General features: G+C 74.5%; 19 protein-coding genes. 9 read left to right on the top strand and 10 right to left on the bottom strand.

What is annotated here, in order from left to right; genetic code table 11:
- Positions 1-28: 28 nt before the first annotated feature.
- The 4 genes from guaB to ACWIX3_RS00815 are packed head-to-tail and all read left to right on the top strand — an operon-like array spanning position 29 to position 4,773.
- A complete protein-coding gene (guaB, locus tag ACWIX3_RS00830; RefSeq protein ID WP_448610215.1) occupies positions 29-1,549 on the top strand; it encodes an IMP dehydrogenase in 1,521 nt (506 codons plus the stop codon).
- A gap of 3 nt (positions 1,550-1,552) precedes the next feature.
- Positions 1,553-2,689 carry a GuaB3 family IMP dehydrogenase-related protein gene (locus ACWIX3_RS00825; protein WP_448610214.1) on the top strand — a complete coding sequence of 379 codons (1,137 nt, stop codon included), beginning with the start codon at positions 1,553-1,555 and terminating at the stop codon, positions 2,687-2,689.
- The gene (gene guaA / locus ACWIX3_RS00820) at positions 2,689-4,251 is read left to right on the top strand and encodes a glutamine-hydrolyzing GMP synthase (RefSeq protein WP_448610213.1); all 1,563 of its coding nucleotides are present in this window, start codon (positions 2,689-2,691) and stop codon (positions 4,249-4,251) included. Before ACWIX3_RS00825 ends, guaA begins: the two co-directional genes overlap by 1 nt.
- Before the next feature lie 33 nt (positions 4,252-4,284).
- Positions 4,285-4,773 carry a GNAT family N-acetyltransferase gene (locus tag ACWIX3_RS00815; protein ID WP_448610212.1) on the top strand — a complete coding sequence of 163 codons (489 nt, stop codon included), beginning with the start codon at positions 4,285-4,287 and terminating at the stop codon, positions 4,771-4,773.
- On the opposite strand, the gene ACWIX3_RS00810 is transcribed toward ACWIX3_RS00815, so the two are convergent.
- Positions 4,758-5,465 carry a helix-turn-helix transcriptional regulator gene (locus ACWIX3_RS00810; RefSeq protein WP_448610211.1) on the bottom strand — a complete coding sequence of 236 codons (708 nt, stop codon included), beginning with the start codon at positions 5,463-5,465 and terminating at the stop codon, positions 4,758-4,760. The genes ACWIX3_RS00815 and ACWIX3_RS00810 overlap by 16 nt on opposite strands.
- 63 nt (positions 5,466-5,528) lie before the next feature.
- Between ACWIX3_RS00810 and ACWIX3_RS00805 the strand changes: the two genes are divergently transcribed.
- Positions 5,529-6,104, top strand: a complete 576-nt coding sequence (locus tag ACWIX3_RS00805) for a dienelactone hydrolase family protein (protein WP_448610210.1) — start codon at positions 5,529-5,531, stop codon at positions 6,102-6,104.
- A gap of 53 nt (positions 6,105-6,157) precedes the next feature.
- Here the strand turns inward: ACWIX3_RS00805 and ACWIX3_RS00800 are convergent, their stop codons facing one another.
- Both ACWIX3_RS00800 and ACWIX3_RS00795 read right to left on the bottom strand, forming a co-directional pair.
- Positions 6,158-6,457: a hypothetical protein gene (locus ACWIX3_RS00800; RefSeq protein WP_448610209.1), complete on the bottom strand. Its 300-nt coding sequence runs from the start codon at positions 6,455-6,457 to the stop codon at positions 6,158-6,160.
- Complete coding sequence (locus ACWIX3_RS00795; protein WP_448610208.1) at positions 6,450-7,367, bottom strand: PspC domain-containing protein; 918 nt, start codon at positions 7,365-7,367, stop codon at positions 6,450-6,452. Before ACWIX3_RS00795 ends, ACWIX3_RS00800 begins: the two co-directional genes overlap by 8 nt.
- 124 nt (positions 7,368-7,491) lie before the next feature.
- Here ACWIX3_RS00795 and ACWIX3_RS00790 point away from each other — a divergent pair, with 124 nt between their 5' ends.
- Positions 7,492-8,676 (top strand): ATP-binding protein, encoded by a 1,185-nt coding sequence (locus tag ACWIX3_RS00790; RefSeq protein WP_448610207.1) that lies wholly within the window; start codon positions 7,492-7,494, stop codon positions 8,674-8,676.
- A complete protein-coding gene (locus ACWIX3_RS00785; protein WP_448610206.1) occupies positions 8,673-9,359 on the top strand; it encodes a response regulator in 687 nt (228 codons plus the stop codon). The genes ACWIX3_RS00790 and ACWIX3_RS00785 overlap by 4 nt, the downstream gene beginning before the upstream one ends.
- A gap of 109 nt (positions 9,360-9,468) precedes the next feature.
- On the opposite strand, the gene ACWIX3_RS00780 is transcribed toward ACWIX3_RS00785, so the two are convergent.
- The 4 genes from ACWIX3_RS00780 to ACWIX3_RS00765 form a co-directional block, all read right to left on the bottom strand.
- Entirely contained in the window at positions 9,469-10,635 is a 1,167-nt protein-coding gene (locus ACWIX3_RS00780) for an acetamidase/formamidase family protein (RefSeq protein WP_448610205.1), read from the bottom strand.
- Positions 10,636-10,848: 213 nt separating this feature from the next.
- Complete coding sequence (locus ACWIX3_RS00775; protein WP_448610204.1) at positions 10,849-11,583, bottom strand: PIG-L deacetylase family protein; 735 nt, start codon at positions 11,581-11,583, stop codon at positions 10,849-10,851.
- 10 nt (positions 11,584-11,593) lie between these two features.
- Entirely contained in the window at positions 11,594-12,526 is a 933-nt protein-coding gene (gene sigJ / locus ACWIX3_RS00770) for an RNA polymerase sigma factor SigJ (RefSeq protein ID WP_448610203.1), read from the bottom strand.
- Entirely contained in the window at positions 12,523-13,077 is a 555-nt protein-coding gene (locus ACWIX3_RS00765) for a carboxymuconolactone decarboxylase family protein (protein WP_448610202.1), read from the bottom strand. Before ACWIX3_RS00765 ends, sigJ begins: the two co-directional genes overlap by 4 nt.
- A gap of 155 nt (positions 13,078-13,232) precedes the next feature.
- On the opposite strand from ACWIX3_RS00765, the gene ACWIX3_RS00760 reads away from it, so the two are divergent.
- On the top strand, positions 13,233-13,640 hold the full coding sequence (locus tag ACWIX3_RS00760; protein ID WP_448610201.1) for a YybH family protein: 408 nt from the start codon (positions 13,233-13,235) through the stop codon (positions 13,638-13,640).
- A gap of 102 nt (positions 13,641-13,742) precedes the next feature.
- Here the strand turns inward: ACWIX3_RS00760 and ACWIX3_RS00755 are convergent, their stop codons facing one another.
- Positions 13,743-14,015 (bottom strand): chorismate mutase, encoded by a 273-nt coding sequence (locus ACWIX3_RS00755; protein ID WP_448610200.1) that lies wholly within the window; start codon positions 14,013-14,015, stop codon positions 13,743-13,745.
- 325 nt (positions 14,016-14,340) lie between these two features.
- Between ACWIX3_RS00755 and pcrA the strand changes: the two genes are divergently transcribed.
- Positions 14,341-16,647: a DNA helicase PcrA gene (pcrA, locus tag ACWIX3_RS00750; protein ID WP_448610199.1), complete on the top strand. Its 2,307-nt coding sequence runs from the start codon at positions 14,341-14,343 to the stop codon at positions 16,645-16,647.
- A gap of 159 nt (positions 16,648-16,806) precedes the next feature.
- Here the strand turns inward: pcrA and ACWIX3_RS00745 are convergent, their stop codons facing one another.
- Positions 16,807-17,637 (bottom strand): M23 family metallopeptidase, encoded by an 831-nt coding sequence (locus tag ACWIX3_RS00745; protein ID WP_448610198.1) that lies wholly within the window; start codon positions 17,635-17,637, stop codon positions 16,807-16,809.
- 331 nt (positions 17,638-17,968) lie between these two features.
- Positions 17,969-18,787 (bottom strand): esterase/lipase family protein, encoded by an 819-nt coding sequence (locus ACWIX3_RS00740; protein WP_448610197.1) that lies wholly within the window; start codon positions 18,785-18,787, stop codon positions 17,969-17,971.
- Between the last annotated feature and the right edge of the window lie 6 nt (positions 18,788-18,793).

The raw sequence follows: 18,793 nt of genomic DNA, 5'->3' as shown, positions 1-18,793 counted from the left end.
CCGGCCGACCGGAGGGTGGCGGCAACCGATGCAGCCCGATGAGTTCGTCCCCGAGCTGCCGGCGAAGTTCGCGCCGCTCGGCCTGACCTACGACGACGTCCTGCTCATCCCCGGCGCGTCCGACGTCGTGCCGGCCGAGGTGGACACCAGCAGCCGGCTGACCCGCGGCATCCGGCTGGCCGTGCCGCTGCTCTCCAGCGCGATGGACACCGTCACCGAGGCCCGCATGGCGATCGCGATGGCGCGCGTCGGCGGCGTCGGCGTCCTGCACCGCAACCTCGCCGCCGAGGAGCAGGCCGGCCAGGTCGACCTGGTCAAGCGCTCGGAGGCCGGCATGGTCACCAACCCGGTGACCGCCTCCCCGGACAACACCCTGGCCGAGCTCGACGCGCTGTCGGCCCGCTACCGGATCTCCGGCGCGCCGGTCGTGGACGCCGACGGCGTCCTGGTCGGCATCTGCACCAACCGGGACATGCGGTTCGAGACCGACAAGAACCGCCTCGTCCGCGACGTCATGACGCCGATGCCGCTGGTCACCGCGCCGGTCGGCGTGGACGCCGACACCGCGCTGGCGCTGCTGCGCAAGAACAAGATCGAGAAGCTGCCACTGGTGGACCACACCGGGCGGCTGCGCGGCCTGATCACCGTCAAGGACTTCGTCAAGCGCGACCAGTACCCGAACGCCACCAAGGACGCCGACGGCCGCCTCGTGGTCGGCGCGGCCCTCGGCGTCGGCGAGGACGCGTACAAGCGGGCCGGACTGCTGGTCGACGCCGGCGTGGACGTGCTCGTCGTCGACACCGCGCACGGCCACCAGCGGGCGGTGCTGGAGATGGTGGGCCGGGTCAAGGCCGACTTCGGCGGGGAGCACGGAGGAGTGCAGGTCGTCGGCGGCAACATCGCCACCCGCGCCGGCGCCCAGGCGCTCGTCGACGCCGGGGTGGACGCGGTCAAGGTCGGCGTGGGCCCGGGCTCGATCTGCACCACCCGCGTGGTCGCCGGCGTCGGCGTCCCGCAGGTCACCGCGATCTACGAGGCAGCGCTGGCGGCCAGGCCGGCCGGCGTCCCGGTGATCGCCGACGGCGGGCTGCAGTACTCCGGCGACATCGCCAAGGCCCTGGTCGCCGGCGCCGACACGGTGATGATCGGCGGGCTGTTCGCCGGCGTGGAGGAGGCGCCGGGTGAGCTCGTGTTCGTCAACGGCAAGCAGTACAAGACCTACCGCGGCATGGGGTCGCTGGGCGCGATGCAGAAGCGCGGCGACCAGTCCTTCAGCCGCGACCGCTACTTCGCCGACGACGTCCTCTCCGACGACAAGCTCGTCCCCGAGGGCATCGAGGGACAGGTGCCCTACCGCGGCCCGCTGTCGGGTGTGGCGCACCAGCTCGTCGGCGGCCTGCGCGCCTCGATGGGCTATGCCGGGGCGCAGACCGTCGCCGATCTGCAGGAGCGTGGCCAGCTGACCCGGATCACGTCGGCCGGGCTGGTCGAGAGCCACCCGCACGACATCCAGATGACCGTCGAAGCCCCGAACTACCGGGGGCGCTGAGCCGTGAGCGTGCGCGACACCGTGGAGATCGGCCTCAACCGCTTCGCCCGCCGGGGGTACGACCTCGACGAGGTCTCGATCGTGCCGTCCCGGCGCACCCGGGACATGGACGACGTCTCGACCGCCTGGCAGATCGACGCCTTCCGGTTCGACATCCCGCTGGTGACCAGCCCGTCGGACGCCGTCGTCAGCCCGGCCACGGCCATCGCCGTCGGGCAGGCCGGTGGCCTGGGGGTGCTCAACGCCGAGGGGCTGTGGACCCGCTACGACGACCCGGAGCCGGCGTACCAGCGGCTACGGGACGCGGCCGGCGATGGCCCGCCGCCGGTCGCCCTGCTGCAGGAGGTCTACGCCGCGCCGGTGAAGCCGGACCTGATCACCGCGCGGATCAAGGAGATGCGCGACGCCGGGGTGACCACCGCCGTCCGCGTCTCGCCGCAGCACACGCTGCAGCTGGCGCCGGCCGTGCTCGCCGCCGGCGTGGACCTGCTGGTCATCCAGGGCACGATCGTGTCGGCCGAGCACGTCACCGCCCAGGGCGACGCGCTCAACCTCAAGGAGTTCATCGCCGACCTCGACGTCCCGGTGATCGTGGGCGGGGCGGCGAACTACCAGACCGCGCTGCACCTCATGCGCACCGGCGCGGCCGGCGTGATCGTCGGCGTGGGCGCCGACAGCTTCTCGACCACTGACGCGGTCATGGGCATCCGGGTGCCGCTGGCCAGCGCCATCGCCGACGCCGCGGCCGCCCGCCGCGACTACCTCGACGAAACCGGAGGCCGCTACGTGCACGTCATCGCCAACGGCCGGATCGAGACCAGCGGCGCGATCGCCCGGGCGCTCGCCTGCGGTGCCGACGCCGTCCAGGTCGGGGAGCCGCTGCGCGCGGCGGCCGAGGCCCCGGGCGGCGGTGTCTGGTGGGACTCCGTGGCCGCCCACCCCCGGCTGCCCCGCGGCGGCACGTCGGCCCCGGTTCCCCCGGCCGGCTCGCTGCACGACGTCCTCCTGGGCGAGGCGCGGGCCGCCGACGGCCGCACCAACCTGTTCGGGGCGCTGCGCCGGACGATGGCCAAGACCGGCTACCGCGACCTCAAGGAGTTCCAGCGGGTCGACCTGGTGATCGGGGGCTCGGCTTCCTGATGGAGTTCCCGACCGTCCTCGTCGTCGACTTCGGCGCGCAGTACGCCCAGCTCATCGCGCGGCGGATCCGCGAGGCCGGCGTCTACTCCGAGATCGTCTCCTCCGCGGTCCCGGCCGAGGAGATCGTCGCCCGCAAGCCCGCGGCGATCGTCCTCTCGGGCGGCCCCTCCAGCGTCTACGCCGAGGACGCGCCGCAGGTGGACGCGACGCTGTTCGAGGCCGGCGTCCCGGCGTTCGGCATCTGCTACGGGTTCCAGGCGATGGCCGCCTCGCTCGGCGGCACGGTGGCGCGCACCGGGGACCGGGAGTACGGCGGGACCCCGCTGACGGTGACCACGCAGGGCAGGCTGTTCGGCACCCTGCCGGTCGAGCAGTCGGTGTGGATGAGCCACGGGGACGCCGTCAGCGCCGCCCCGCCCGGGTTCACCGTCACCGCCACGTCCACGGGTGCGCCGGTCGCCGCGTTCGAGGACGTCGACCGCAAGCTGGCCGGCGTGCAGTTCCACCCCGAGGTGCGGCACACCGCGCACGGGCAGACGGTGCTCGAGCACTTCCTGTTCGACATCGCCGGCCTGGAGCCGACCTGGACGATGGCCAACGTCGTCGAGGAGCAGGTCGAGCGGATCCGCGCCCAGGTCGGCGACCGGCGGGCGCTGTGCGCGCTGTCCGGCGGGGTCGACTCCGCGGTGGCGGCCGCGCTCGTGCAGCGGGCCGTCGGCGACCGGCTGACCTGCGTCTACGTGGACCACGGGCTGATGCGGGAGGGCGAGACCGAGCAGATCGAGCGGGACTTCGTCGCCGTCACCGGCGCCGACCTGCGGGTGGTCGACGCCCGCGCGCAGTTCCTCGGCGCGCTGGCCGGGGTGAGCGACCCGGAGCAGAAGCGCAAGATCATCGGCCGGGAGTTCATCCGGGTGTTCGAGCAGGCCGCGCTGGACGTCGTCGCCGACGCCCAGGCGCACGGCGAGACCGTCGACTTCCTGGTGCAGGGCACGCTCTACCCGGACGTCGTCGAGTCCGGCGGCGGCACCGGGACGGCGAACATCAAGAGCCACCACAACGTCGGCGGGCTGCCGGAGGACCTCACGTTCACCCTCGTCGAGCCGCTGCGCACGCTGTTCAAGGACGAGGTGCGCGAGGTCGGCCTGCAGCTGGGCCTGCCCGAGTCGCTGGTGTGGCGGCAGCCCTTCCCGGGGCCCGGGCTGGGCATCCGGATCATCGGCGAGGTCACCCAGGAGCGGCTCGACGTGCTGCGCCGGGCCGACGCGATCGCCCGCGCCGAGCTCACCGGCGCGGGCCTGGACCGCGAGATCTGGCAGTGCCCGGTCGTGCTGCTGGCCGACGTCCGCTCGGTCGGCGTCCAGGGCGACGGGCGCACCTACGGCCACCCCGTCGTGCTGCGGCCGGTGTCCAGCGAGGACGCGATGACCGCGGACTGGACCCGGCTGCCCTACGACGTGCTGGCCCGCATCTCCACGCGGATCACCAACGAGGTGGAAGAGGTCAACCGGGTGGTGCTCGACGTGACGAGCAAGCCGCCGGGCACCATCGAATGGGAATGACCCGCCGCTGAGGCTCGTGGTCTGATCCTCGGCGTGGACGTCACGATCCGGCCGCTCACCGACGCGGACGTCGACGCCGTCGTCGCGTTCTCCCTCGACGCGTGGGCGCCGGTGTTCGCCAGCTTCGCGGCGGTCATGGGCCCGCGGGCCTACGGGCTGGTCCATCCGGACTGGCGGACGGCGCAGGCGCGTGCGGTGGCCGAGGTGTGCCGGTCCGGGGACGTGGACGCCTGGGTCGCCGACGTCGACGGCGCCCCGGTCGGCTTCGTCGCCGTCCGGTGGACGGTGGAGGACGCCACCCCGGTCGGCGAGGTCGAGATGATCGCCGTCGCCCCGGCGCACCAGCGGTTGGGCATCGCCGGCCGGCTGCTCGAGCGTGCGGTTACCGAGGTCGGGGCGCGCGGCGTGCCGCTGGTCGTCATCGGCACGGGTGGCGACCCCGGTCACGCGCCGGCCCGCGCCCTGTACGAGCGGCACGGGTTCACCGGCCTGCCGCTGGTGCGCTACTACCGCGCGCTGTGATCCCCTGCCCGGAGGCTGCGGGCGTCGCCCGGCGGCGTGCCGAAGACCCCCGGGTCGCGGTCGGGGACCGGCTCGGTGGTCAGGTCGGCGTCCTCGATGCGGTCCCAGCGGAACCACCGGGGCGCCTGCCGCTCCCGGCACCACGCGACGAGGAACCAGCGGCCCCCGGTCGAGGCGAGCAGGTGCGGCTCGACGCGGCGGCGGGACGTCCGACCGTCCCGGTCGCGGTAGCTGAGCACCACGACCCGGCGCCGCACCAGCGCCTCCTCGACCGCTGAGGCCGCGCCCGGCCGGACGCCGGCCGCCGTGCGCACCCACACCCGCCCGCCCAGCCGCTCGGCCTCCGCACGCGCCGTCGGAGGCAGGACGTCGAGCACCTTCTCCAGGGCCGCGCGGCCGTCGGGGGCGAACGGGGCGTCGGCCGCCCGGGCCAGTGCGACGGCGACCGCGACCGCCTGGGCGGCCGTGAGGTTGACCGGCGGGAGGGTCGCGGCCGCGTCGAGCACGTAGCCGCCGCCCGGCCCGGCGGTCGCCCGGATCGGGACGCCGGACTGCTGCAGGGCGGCCACGTCCCGCTTGACCGTGCGGGTGGAGACCTCGAGCCACCCGGCCAGCCGCCGCCCCGTCCGGCCCCGCGGTCCTGCCCGGCGCAGCTCCTCGGTGAGCGCGTGCAGCCGGTCGGTGCGGTTCATGCCGGGATCCTGGCAGGAGTCGGTGACAGGACGGTGTCACCAGGTGTCGCCGAGGATCCCCGCATGGCCACCATCGCGCTGTTCCACTCCGCCCTCGGCGTCCGTCCCGGCGTGACCCTGACCGCCGACCGGTTCCGGTCCGCCGGTCACGACGTCCACGTCGTCGACCAGTACGGCGGGCGGGTCTTCGACGACTACGCGGAGGCCGGCGCGCACGTCGAGGCCGTCGGCATCCCCGCGCTGATGGCGCTCGCACTGGAGGGGGTCCGGGACCTGCCCGACGGCTTCGTCGCCGCGGGCTTCTCCAACGGCGCGGGGATGGCCGAGTACGTCGCCACGCAGCGACGCTGTGCCGGGCTCCTGCTCTTCTCGGGCGCCCTGCCCCTGGCCCTGATCGGGGAGTCCTGGCCCACCGGCCTGGCGGCCCAGCTCCACCACACCCTCGACGACCCGTTCCGGCGCCAGGAGTGGGTCGACGAACTGCTCGCCGAGGCCGGGGACGGTGGGGGCGAGGTCGAGGTCTTCGACTACCCGGGAGCCGGTCACCTGTTCACCGACCCGAGCCTGCCGGTGGAGTACGACCAGCGCTCCGCGGACCTGCTGTGGCAACGCGCCCTGGCCTTCCTCGGTGCGCCGTGATACGGCGGAGGGCCCGGGGAGCGGTCGCTCCCCGGGCCCTCCGGTGCGGGAGGTCAGCGCCTGCGGCGCGCCCTCCGGAGTTCGCTGACCAGCAGTGCGACGCCGCCGCCGATCAGCACCAGCCACAGCAGGCCGCCCTCGGTCACCAGTCCGATCGGCAGCACCGCGCCGGCCATCAGCACGATCGCCAGGACGACGAAGAAAAGTCCCGGGACCAGGGCGGTGAGGTCGACGCCGCGGCGCTCGGGGCGGGGCGGGTCCTCGGTCGCCAGCGGGGTCACGATCTGCCAGTCCCTCAGCTGCTGTTCCTGCCAGGCGGTCGGGGTCGTCGGGAACTCGCTGTAGTCAGGCACGGCGCACCTCCACGTCACCGACACCGGCGTCGATGGTCAGTTCGATCTCGGGATCGTCGTCCCCGCTCCAGGCGGCGCCGGTGCCCCGGATGAGGCCGTCGGCGTTCCCCTGCCCCAGCACGTCCACCTCGCCGAGGCCGCTGTTGACCCGCACCCGGACGTCGGCCGAGCGGGGGACCAGCACGTCGACGTCCCCGACGCCGGCGTGCACCGCCGTGGTCACCGGGCCCTCCAGGCCGGCGAGGTCGAGGTCGCTGAGGTCCAGCGTCGAGTCACCGATCCCGAGGCTGTACTCCGGCCGGACGTCGTCGACCGTCAGCGGCCGGAAGGTGGTGTCCCCGACGCCGCCCTCGACGGCCCGCCACGGCTCGGCCGCCACCACGGTCAGCGCGATCGACAGCAGCACGCCGAGGGCGAGCAGCCCGCCCTTCGCCGTCCGCCCGCCGGAGAAGGCGGCGGCCACCAGGCCGAGCCCGACGACGAGCAGCGCGGTGCCCAGCACGATGCGCGGGCCGACGTCCCAGTCGGTGAGCCGGCTGAGCAGGACCAGCGAGCCGACGACGATGAGCAGCCCGGCCAGCGTCAGCCCCGGCACCGGCGACCGGGGGCCGGCGACCCGCGGGGCGCGGGTGGTGGCGGGGGAGTCCCCGGGCGGTCCGGCCGGCATGAGCAGCCACAGCAGCAGGTAGACCGGAACGCCGGGGCCGGCGAGGGCCAGCGCCACGAGGCCGACCCGCCACAGCAGCGCGTCGATGCCGCTGTAGTCGGCCAGGCCGCCGGCGACGCCGCCGATGACTTTGTCGCTGCGGCTGCGCCGCAGCGGCGGCCGCACCGGGGGTCCGGGCGGCGGGGTGTACGCGGCCGCCGGCAGGTCCGGCGACGGCGGAGCGGGAGGCGGTGCGGATGTCATGGCACAGACCCTGCTCGCCGCCGGGGGCGCGGTCCATCAGGGAACGCCCCCATCCGACCCGGGTCCACCAACCCGGGTGGTTCCTGGTGTCGGGGCGGGCTGCGGCGGTGCGACGATCAGCACCGTGACGACGACCCTGCCCGTGCCCGCGCGGCCGCCGCTCGTGCGCCCGCGCTCGGGCCGCCTGCTGGCCGGCGTCGCCGCGGGGACGGCGGTGCACCTGCGGGCCGACCCGCTCGTCGTCCGCGTGGCGTTCGTCGTGCTCGCGGCGGCCGGCATCGGCGTCGTGGCCTACGCGCTGCTGTGGTTCTTCATGCCGGTCGCCGACGCCGACGCCGCCCCGGTCGTGGACGAGGCCACCCAGGAGCCCAGCGGCCGGCAGACCCTCGGCCTCGGGCTGCTCGGCCTCGGCGCGCTGATCCTGGTCACCCAGCTCGGCAGCTGGGGTGGCGGCAACCTCGTCCTGCCGCTCCTGCTGGTCGTGGTGGGGCTGACCGTCATCTGGCGGCAGCTGGACACCGACCGCACGCTCAGCCGACCCGGCCTCCCGTGGCTGCTCGCCGGGGGTGTGCTCCTCGGTGTCGCCGGCGTGGTGCTGCTGCTGGCCTCCACCGGCCAGCTGGACGATGCGCGCAACGGCTTCGCCTCGACCCTGGTCATCCTGATGGGCGTGGCGCTGGCCACCGCGCCGCTGTGGCGCCGGCTGCTGGCCTCCCGCGAGGCCGAGCGCACCGCCCGCGTCCGTTCCGAGGAGCGGGCCGCCGTCGCCGCCCACCTGCACGACTCGGTGCTGCAGACCCTCGCCCTGATCCAGCGGCACGCCGACGACGCCACCGCGGTCTCCCGGCTGGCCCGCAGCCAGGAGCGGGAGCTGCGCACGTGGCTCTACGAGCCGGCGGTGGCCGCGGGCGGCGGGACCTGGGCGGCCCTGGTGTCCGGGATGGTCGCCGAGGTGGAGGCCGACCACGCGCTGACCGTCGAGTCGGTCGTCGTCGGCGACGCGCCGCTGGACGACGCCCTCAGCGCCCTCGGCGCGGCCACCCGCGAGGCGCTGGTCAACGCCGCCAAGCACTCCGGGGCGGCCGCCGCCGACCTCTACACCGAGGTGAGTCCGCAGCGGGTCGCGGTCTTCGTCCGGGACCGCGGTGCGGGGTTCGACCCGGCCGCGGTGCCCGGCGACCGGCGCGGGCTGCGCGACTCGGTGACCGGCCGGCTGACCCGCCTGGGCGGGACCGCGACGGTGCGCTCGGCGCCGGGGGAGGGGACCGAGGTGGAGCTGTGCCTGCCCCGCCAGGAGGTGGCGGCGTGAGCACCCGGATCTCCCCCGGCGAGTCCGGTCGCCCGACCGTCTTCCTGGTCGACGACCACGCGATGGTGCGCTCCGGCGTCCGTGCGGAGCTCGGCGGCGCGGTGGACGTCGTCGGGGAGGCCGCCGACGTCGCCGGCGCGGTCGACGGGATCCGGGCCACCGCGCCCGACGTCGTCCTCCTCGACGTCCACCTGCCCGGCGGCGGCGGGCGGGCGGTCCTCGAGACGCTGCGGGCCGAACTGCCGGCGGTGCGCTGGCTGGCGCTGTCGGTGTCCGACGCCGCCGAGGACGTCATCGCCGTCATCCGCGCCGGCGCCCGCGGGTACGTCACCAAGAGCATCTCCGGGCCGGACCTGCGGGACGCCGTCGCCCGCGTCGCCGACGGGGACGTCGTCTTCAGCCCGCGGCTGGCCGGGTTCGTCCTCGACGCGTTCGCCGCGACGACGCCGTCCGCCCCGCAGCCCGAGGACCCGGCCACCGACCCCGGCCTGGACCTGCTCAGCGCCCGTGAGCGCGAGGTCATGCAGCTGCTGGCCCGCGGCTACACCTACCGGGAGATCGGCTCCCGGTTGTTCATCTCGGTGAAGACGGTGGAGTCCCACGCGTCGAACGTGCTGCGCAAGCTCCAGCTGTCCAACCGCAACGAGCTGACCCGCTGGGCCGCCACGAACCGGCTGCTGTGACCTCGCGGTCCTCCGGACCGCACCGCGGCCGGGTGCCGTCCCCCACGCGGGCAGGAGCCCGTCCCGCCCCTCCTCGCGGAGGCCTCCGGTCCCCGCTCGTCGGGTCGGCTCAGCCGAAGTGGCTCTTCGGGATGACCGCGTGGGCGCCCACCGTCCGGTCGACCACCTGGGAGACGGAGAAGTCCACGGCGGCCGACAGGTAGGCGTACGCCGTGGCGCGGTCCATGCCGAGGTCGGTCTGCAGGAAGTCCAGCGCGTTGAGCGTCGCCCGCCGGGCGGCCACGTCGAGGTCGATCCCCTGCCCCCCACGGGAACCGTCGGGGTCCGACAGGCCGATGGGCACCCAGGCGTCCGGCGTCTCGCCGAAGGGGTACCGGTAGGCGACCGACGGCGCCTTCTTCGACCCCTTCTCGACCACCGTGAGCCGGAAGGTCAGCCGCAGCGAGCCCTCCAGCGCGGTCAGCGCCACCTCGCCGCTGCCCATGGACATGTGCGGGTCGCCCACCGAGAAGAGCGCTCCCGGCGCGACGACGGGCACGTAGAACGCCGAACCGACGGTCAGCAGGTTCACGTCGATGTTGCCGCCGCCCAGGGTGGGTGGGATCGAGTTGACGAGCGGGTCGTTCAGCGTTCCCGCGTCGCCGACCGTGGCGACCGCCATGAGGCCGGCGAAGGGCGAGACCGGCCAGGACACCCGCCCGCTGCGGCCGACGGGGAGCGTGGCCACCGGCGTCCCGCCGCGGCCGCTGCCGAGCGGGGTGAAGGTCGAGACGTTGCCGTACTCCCTGGGGTCCCCGCCGCCCCGTGACCCGTCGGGCCGGGTGGGGCGGCCGTCGGTCGCGACCGGCGGCATGACCTCCTGGGCGGTGAGCTCCCCCCGGGGCGTCAGGAAGCCCGAGGACAGCGCGCCCTTGCCGTGCCGGCTGGAGATGACGCCGTAGGGCACCCGGGGCAGCGCGGTCAGCGGCTCGATCTTGAGGACGTCGCCGGGCTCGGCGCCCTCGACCCACACCGGCCCGGTCACCACGTGCGGGCCGTCGGCGTCGAAGTCGCGCGGGTGCCGGTCGTACTCGCGGGCCACGGCCACCGCGTCGTCGAGCACCTGCCTGCGGGCCACGCCCTTGCTGCCGAACCACGCCACCGGATCGCGGCCCTGGTCCTCCAGGATCCCCTCGTGGCTCACCGTGTCGACGGTGACCGTGCTGCCGGAACGGACCCGCAGCACCGCGGGGTCACCGACGCGCGGGAGGTAGCCCCAGTAGACCTGGTCGGGCACCGAGGGCAGGTAGTGCTGCCCGTCGATGGGGCCCTTGCCCGGCTGCAGGATCTCGCCGGGGAGCCGGGTCCGGCCGGTCGGTGGGCGGGTGCGGGGTGCGGGTCACGTGCTCTCCCGGTGCTCGGAGTCGGCAGTCGGGTGAGTTGTACGCGGCCCGTGTTACGGCTGGTGATCGGCTGGGTGCCAGGTGTTGCGTCGCCGTTTCGTCCGGTCTCAGGCCGTGTGCACGACCTGGAACGCCTCGCCGAGCCGGCCCGGGGGCAGGCCCAGGCGTCGGCCGGTCTGGCGCATCCAGTCGGTGACGAACCCCTCGAGGTCGTCGAGGTGGCTGACCTGGGTGAGGTGGCTGTTGAGCGCGGCGAACTTCAGCTCGACGACGTCGGTGACGTCGACGACGTGGTCGGCGCGCGGGCTGGCGGTCAGCCAGACCTCTGACACGGTCCAGGCCTCGAGGCCCTCCTCGGCCAGGAGCTCGGGGAAGGCGAAGGGGTTGCGCGCGTCGGGGTAGACGGCGCGCAGCGTGGACTCGCCGACGGTCATGTGGTCGGGGTGGCTGGCCCCGATCCGGTCCCACATCCGCTCGGGGGAGCTGGTCAGCACCCGCTGCGGGCGCACCTGTCGGATCACCCGGCTGATGTCGCGGCGCAGGTCCAGGGTCAGCTCGAGCCGGCCGTCGGGGTAGCCGAGGAAGCGCACGTCGGTGACGCCGACCGCCTTGGCAGCCGCCTCCTGCTCGGCCCGCCGCAGCGGCCCCATCTGGTCGCGGGGGGTGTCGTCGAACCCGCCGGCGTCCCCGTCGGTGACGATCAGGTAGGTGACCTCGGTGCCGGCCGCCGTCCAGGTCGCCACGGTGCCGGCGCTGCCGAAGTCGATGTCGTCGGGGTGGGCGAGCACGCACAGCGCGCGCTCCACGAACTCGGCGGGCCTGCGAGACTGCGGTGAGGTCACCCGCGCGAGCCTAGGTCGACTCCGTCGCCACCGTCGGCAGACCGCTGAGCTTCTCCGGGTTGCGCACGACCAGCACCTGCACGACGAGCCCGTCGGCCACCACCAGCGACATCGTCATGAAGGGCGCGCCACGGACCCACGCGACGACGCCGGGGGCGCCGTTGACGTCGGCGATCTCGATGTGCAGGTCCGGGATGGACAGCCCCTCGGCGGCGGTCGCCAGCAGGAAGCGCGCCACCTTGTCCACGCCCACGATGGGCCGCAGCGCCGCCTTCGCCCTGCCCCCGCCGTCGGTCACCAGGACCACGTCCGGCGCCAGCGCGGCGAGGAGGGCCTCCACGTCGCCGCCGGCGCAGGCGGCGAGGAACCGCTCGGTGACCACCCGCTGGGCTGACCGGTCGGCGTCGAAGCGCGGCTGCCGGGCCCGCACGTGCTCACGGGCGCGGTGCGCCGTCTGCCGGACCGCGGCCTCGCTGCGGCCCAGGATCGCGGCCACCTCCGCCGCCGGCAGCCCGAACACCTCCCGCAGGACGAAGACGGCCCGCTCGGTCGGGGACAGCGTCTCGAGGACCACCAGGAGAGCGAGCGAGACCTGCTCCCCGAGCACCGCCGCGTCGTCCGGGGCGGGTGGAGGGGCGCCGCCCGCGACCGGGGCGGAACCGGTGAGCAGGGGCTCCGGCAGCCACGGCCCGACGTAGCTCTCCCGGCGGCTGCGGGCCGAGTCCAGCCGGTCGAGGGCCAGCCGGGACGTGATCCGGACGAGGTAGGCCCGCGGGTCGGCGACGTCGCCCCGGTCGGTCGCCGACCACCGGAGCCACGCGTCCTGCACGACGTCCTCGGCGTCGGTGACGCTGCCCAGCATCTGGTAGGCGACCGTGAACAGCAGCCGTCGGTTCCGGTCGAAGGCCGCCAGCGGGCCGGTGCCCGGATCCGCGGTGGTCATGCCGAGGCCGGGAGCTCGCAGCGGTCCCGGAAGCCCTGGCTGGTCAGGCCAAGCGCGCTGTTGAACCGCGACCGGACGTTCTCCACGGCCACCATCATGGTGAGCTCGACGAGTTGCGCGTCGTCCAGATCGCGCCGCAGGTCGGCCACCAGCTCGTCGGTCACGGCGGGCGGGGTCGCCGTCACCGCCTCGGCGTAGGCCATCACCCGCCGCTCGAGGTCGGTGAAGACGTCGCTCTCCCGCCAGCGCGGCACGGCGCGGAGCTTCGCGGGGTCCACGCCCTCCTGGGTGCTGATCCAGTGGCCGAAGTCGACGCACCACGAGCAGCCGATCGCGACGGCCGAGGCCATGACGGCGAGGGACTTCAGCGTGCGGTCGAGGCGGTTCCACCGGGCGAGCGACGTCTCGAACCGGACGTCGGTGAGCAGGACCCGCGGGTGGTGGGCCATCGCCGCGAGCGGGTCGGGCACCACGCCGTAGGTCCGGCGCGCGTACCACTCGGCGAGTCGGTACAGGCGGGTGCGCGGCGGGTCGAGCGGGATGCGGGCCATGGTCGTCGTCCTCTCCGTGGGATGTGGTGCTCATGGAGACGGGACGGCGGCGCAGGACGTGACGTGCCGCCGCGGGTTCCGTCCGGACGCAGGACGCGAGGACCCTGGCTGCTGCACGGCGGACCGTGCGACGTCCGCCGGGGGAGGAGGCGGTCATGGACGCCGCACTGGCTCGTGCCCTGGATCGCGTCGCCGACGGGCTGGCGGCGATGGCGGTCGGGAACCCCGGCCCGTACGCGGCCTGCTGGGCCGACTCCGTCGACGTGACGTTGTTCGGCGCCTGGGGTCCGATCGAGAAGGGGCACCACGCCGTCACCCGGACCCTCGAGTGGGTCGGCAGCCGGTTCAGCGACGGTGAGCTCGTGCCGCGTTACGAGGTGGTCGACGTCGGCGGCGACCTCGCCTACACGGTCGGCTCGGAGCACGGCGTCGTCCGCGTCGACGGCGGGGAGCCCCGGCCGATGACCATCCGGGTCACGCACGTCTACCGACGGATCGAGGACGACTGGTGGCTGGTCCACCGCCACGCCGACTTCCCGCCGGCCGACCAGCGTCGTGCGTGACCGACGACAACGGCCCTCCTCCGGGCCTCCTCCGGGCCCCGTCCAGAGGCTCGCCGCGAGCCGGCGAACGGGTGAGGGGGACGGGGTGTCCTGCTACCTCCTTCAGAGGCGGCCGCGGCCCTGGCGCAGCAGCATCATGCCCAGCGCGGCGCCGTCGCGGCCCAGCGCGGCCTGGAAGCGGGCGAGCACCTGCTGCTCGCGGGCCAGCGAGAGCCGGGTGCCGCCGGCGGCGCGGCGCAGCTCACCGATCTCCTGGGACACGGCCAGCCGGCGCTGCACCAGCGCGATGATCTCGGCGTCGCAGTCGTCGATCCGGCCGCGCAGCTCGGCGATGCGCTCATCGGCGGTCGTGTTGGTGGGGAGCGTGGCGGTCATCGGGTCCTCCGGGGCGGGGCGGTGGCCGTCGGACCCCGAGAACGAGAAACGCCCCGGGCTCCTCGGGCCCGGGGCGTCTGTTGCGGCGGTTGCTCAGCCAGCGGTGACGGACACCGGATCCCGGTGGCCGTAGTAAAAGCTGACGGTGGCGAGCAGCACGTCGCCGAGTGTGCCACAGGGCCGACAGCGGTGGCCAGCGCGACCCCTGGGGACGACGATCCGCGGCGGCGGGCCGAGTCACCCGATCGAACTACAGTGGTGTGGTCATGAACCCACCCCACGCAAACGCTCCGCTGGCGCTCCACGTCTCCGTGGGGGCCCCGGGATGAGCGTCCAGCAGGCCCTCCCCGGCACCGCGTCCCTCCAGCGTTCCGCGTCCGGCTCGGTGGGACGGGAGCTGGACCGCATGCTCGCCGGCCTCAACGGCCCCCAGCGGCAGGCCGTCGTCCACGAGGGCGGTCCGCTGCTCATCGTCGCCGGCGCCGGCTCGGGCAAGACGCGGGTGCTCACCCACCGGATCGCCTACCTGCTCGGCGCCCGCGGCGTGCAGCCCGGCGAGGTCCTGGCGATCACCTTCACCAACAAGGCCGCCGGGGAGATGAAGGAGCGCGTCGCCGCGCTCGTCGGCCCCCGCGCCCGGGCGATGTGGGTGTCGACGTTCCACTCGATGTGCGTGCGCATCCTGCGCGCCGAGGCCGCCAAGCTGGGCCTGAAGTCGTCGTTCACGATCTACGACCAGGGTGACTCCGTCCGGCTGATGACGATGGTCGCCCGCGACCTGGACCTCGACGCCAAGCGCTATCCCGGCCGCAGCCTGGCCGCCCAGGTGTCGAACCTGAAGAACGAGCTCATCGATGAGGAGAGCTACGTCCCGGGGACGGCGCCGGAGAAGGTGCTCGCCGAGGCCTACACGCTCTACCAGCAGCGGCTGCGCCAGGCGCACGCGCTGGACTTCGACGACCTGATCATGACGACGGTGCACCTGCTGCAGGCGTTCCCCGACGTCGCCGAGCACTACCGCCGCCGCTTCCGGCACGTCCTGGTCGACGAGTACCAGGACACCAACCACGCCCAGTACGTGCTGGTGCGCGAGCTCGTGGGTGGGCGGGGTGACGACGGAGCGGGCCCGGTGCCGCCGGCCGAGCTGTGCGTGGTGGGGGACGCCGACCAGTCGATCTACGCCTTCCGCGGCGCCACCATCCGCAACATCGACGAGTTCGAGCGCGACTACCCCGACGCGACGACGATCCTGCTGGAGCAGAACTACCGGTCCACGCAGCGCATCCTCAGGGCGGCCAACCAGGTCATCGCGAAGAACACCGGCCGCCGTCCCAAGAACCTGTGGACCGACGCCGGCGACGGCGAGCTGATCGAGGGCTACGTCGCCGAGAACGAGCACGACGAGGCCGCCTGGGTCGCCGAGCAGATCGACGCGCTGGTCGACGAGGGCAAGGCGAGGCCCAGGGACATCGCGGTCTTCTACCGGACCAACAACGCCTCCCGCGTCTTCGAGGAGGTGTTCATCCGCGTCGGCATGCCCTACAAGGTCGTCGGCGGGGTGCGCTTCTACGAGCGCAAGGAGGTCCGCGACGCGCTGGCCTACCTCAAGCTGGTGGCCAACCCGGCCGACGTCGTGAGCCTGCGCCGGGTCATCAACGTGCCCAAGCGGGGGATCGGCGAGAAGGCCGAGTCCTGCGTCGAGTCCTTCGCCGACCGCGAGCGGATCGCCTTCGGGTCGGCGCTGCGCCGGTGCTCGGAGGTCACTACGCTGGCGCCGCGGTCGCTCAAGGCGATCCAGGAGTTCGTCGCGCTGCTGGAGGAGTTCGAGCAGCTGGCCGAGACCGGCTCCGGCCCGGCCGCGCTGCTGGAGAGCATCCTCGACCGCACCGGCTACCTCGCCGAGCTGGAGGCCAGCACCGACCCGCAGGACGAGGGCCGCGTCGACAACCTCAACGAACTCATCTCGGTGGCCGCGGAGTTCGAGGCGGCCACCCCGGGCGGCTCGGTCACCGACTTCCTCGAGCAGGTGTCGCTGGTCGCCGATGCCGACCAGATTCCCGTCGCCGGTGACGAGGCCGGCGTCGTCACGCTGATGACCCTGCACACGGCCAAGGGCCTGGAGTTCCCGGTCGTCTTCCTGACCGGCATGGAGGACGGCGTCTTCCCGCACCTGCGCGCCCTCGGGGACCCGCGCGAGCTGGAGGAGGAGCGCCGGCTGGCCTACGTCGGCATCACGCGGGCCCAGCAGCGGCTGTTCATCTCCCGCGCCACGGTGCGCACCAGCTGGGGGCAGCCGGCCTACAACCCGCCGTCCCGTTTCCTCGACGAGCTGCCGCCGGACACCGTGCAGTGGGCGGGCAAGGAGCCGACCCCGGCGCCGAGCACCGGCTACCGCTCGGCGCAGCAGCGGGTGGCCGCCACCGGGCTGTCCACCGGCGGGCTGCGCGGCGGGGCGGGCAACCGGCCGGTCATCTCGGTCGACGTCGGGGACCGGGTCAGCCACGACGCCTTCGGGCTGGGCACGGTCGTCGAGGTCAACGGCGTGGGGGACAAGGCCCAGGCGACGGTCGACTTCGGCTCCGGCGGGACCAAGCGCCTCGTCCTGCGCTACGCACCGCTCGTCAAGCTCTGACGCCGGCGAGGGGGCCCGGAGGGGGCGCTGGGGCCGCGGCACGGACCCGGAGCACGCCGGTCGCCGCGGATCCCGGCGCGAGCCGCCCGAGGCGCAGGACGCGCTCCACGCAGCAGGGGCACGGCACCTGGCCGCGGTGATCGGGCGGAGCCCGACAGATCACACGACGACGCCGTGCTCGGCGAGCCACTCCTGCGGGTCGATCGGGCGGCCGCTCATGCCGCCGCCGTGGATCTGGTAGTGCAGGTGCGGGCCGGTGGACTGGCCCTCGTTGCCGATCGTGGCGATCTGGTCACCCGCGTGCACGATGTCGCCGGCCTCGACGTCGTAGTAGCGCATGTGGCCGTAGACGTGGACGTTGCCGTCGGGGTCCTGGATGTAGACCGCGTTGCCGTACCCGGAGGCGCGGCCGGCGCGGATGACGACGCCGTCGGTGGCCGAGTGGATCGGCGTGCCGAGCGGTCCGGCGAGGTCCAGCCCGTAGTGCATGGTGCCCCAGCGCATGCAGAAGCAGGTGGTGAGCCGGCCCTGGGTGGGCAGCACGGTCTTCGGCTCCCGGGCGGCGCGGGAGGCGGCCAGCTCGCCGAGCCGGGCCTGCGCCTCGGCCTCGGTGATGCCGCGGCGCACGCCGGCGTCCTCCAGGTCGCCGCTGAAGCCGACGTCGGAGGCGACGCCCAGGCCGTAGTCGGCGGCGCTGCCCGACAGCCCGGCCGTGTCGCTGCCGAGGGTGCTCGGCAGGGCGGCGACGACGGCCCCCGCGACGAGCGCGGCCAGCCACACGGGGCCGCGCCGGCCCGGTGGGCGGGGCAGGCGACGGGGTCCGGCAGCGGGCTCCTCGGGGGCGTCGGTGTCGGGGGTCCCGGCGGCCGGCGTCCCGGCGGTCTCGACGACGGCGTCGGGGAGAGCGGGGACGGCGGGCATCGCGCCGGGGGCGGCCTCGACGTCGGTGCGCGGACGCTCCAGCAGCGCGGGGCCGGTCGAGCGGGTCACGGGGCACCTTCTTCGGGAGCGCTGTCCCGGCGGGTGCCACGAGGGCGACCCGTCGGGGGAGCGACGGCAGCGGGGACGTCCGGGGACGCCTGCCGGTGGGTACCGGCGCCGTGATCGGACCGTAACGATCAGTGAGCGCTGCGGTAGGTCACCGAGGCCCGGAGTGTCGACACGTCCGCGCCTGGTGGGGCAGGTGTGACGGGAGTGGCGGGATCGCGGCACACGGCCGCCCGCCGCACGCGACCGGTGTGGCGGGCGGGGGGCGTGGGGCGGCCCTACTGCAGGGTCCCGCCGCGAGCTCGCCGGTGGCGGGGGGCAGGAGGGCCCTTCTTCAGGCGACGGCGGCCGGTGCGACGGTCTCGGTGTGCGGCCGGCGCCGACCGGCGAGGGTGACGGCGACCTCGTCGAGGACTCCGCGGTGGAAGGGCAGCGACATGTGGCCCACCCCCCGGACCAGCACGTTGCGGGCCAGCAGGTCCGGGTGGTCGCACCGTCCGGCTCTGGTGGGCAGGACGACCTGGTCGAGGTCGCTGTAGATCGCGGTCACGGGCGTGCGGATGCCCGGTGCGGGCTCGGTGAGCTCCTGCAGCACCGCCGAACCCGGCCGGAGCTGACGCACGAGCGGGGTGGGCAGCAGGTGTGCCAGCACCGACCCCTGGTGCGGCGTCCCGAGCGTCACCAGCGACTCGACGTGCCGGTCGCCGCCCTGGCGCTGCACGTGGTAGCGGGCGAGCAGGCCACCCAGGCTGTGCCCCACGACGTGCACCCGCTCGTGCCCGGTCTTCTCGCAGACCCGCTGCAGGTGCTCGCCGAGGTCGGCGGCACCGCGGGCCACGTCGGCGAGCAGCGGGCTGTAGTTCCAGGAGCAGACGGACGTGAACCCGCGGCGCCGCAGGCTGCGTCGCATCACGGCGAAGACCGAGTGGTTGTCGATGAGGCCGTGCACGAGGACGACGGGGACGCGGGCGGCGAGGGGGTCGGCCGCGAACAGGGCGCGCACCGCGGGCGGCTGATCACCGGGGCGGCACCGTGGGTCGGGGCGCAGCCGCTCGCTGCGCGTGCCGAGCGGGTAGATGACCGCGTGTGCCCCGACGAGGGCCAGCTCGGTGAGTCCGCCGGTCAGCGTGGCGAGGCTCAGCAGCGACCGCACCGGGTG

The organism is Geodermatophilus sp. URMC 60 (genome assembly GCF_053502585.1).
Note: the sequence above shows the minus strand (reverse complement) of the source record. Positions and strands in the feature narration are given on the sequence as shown.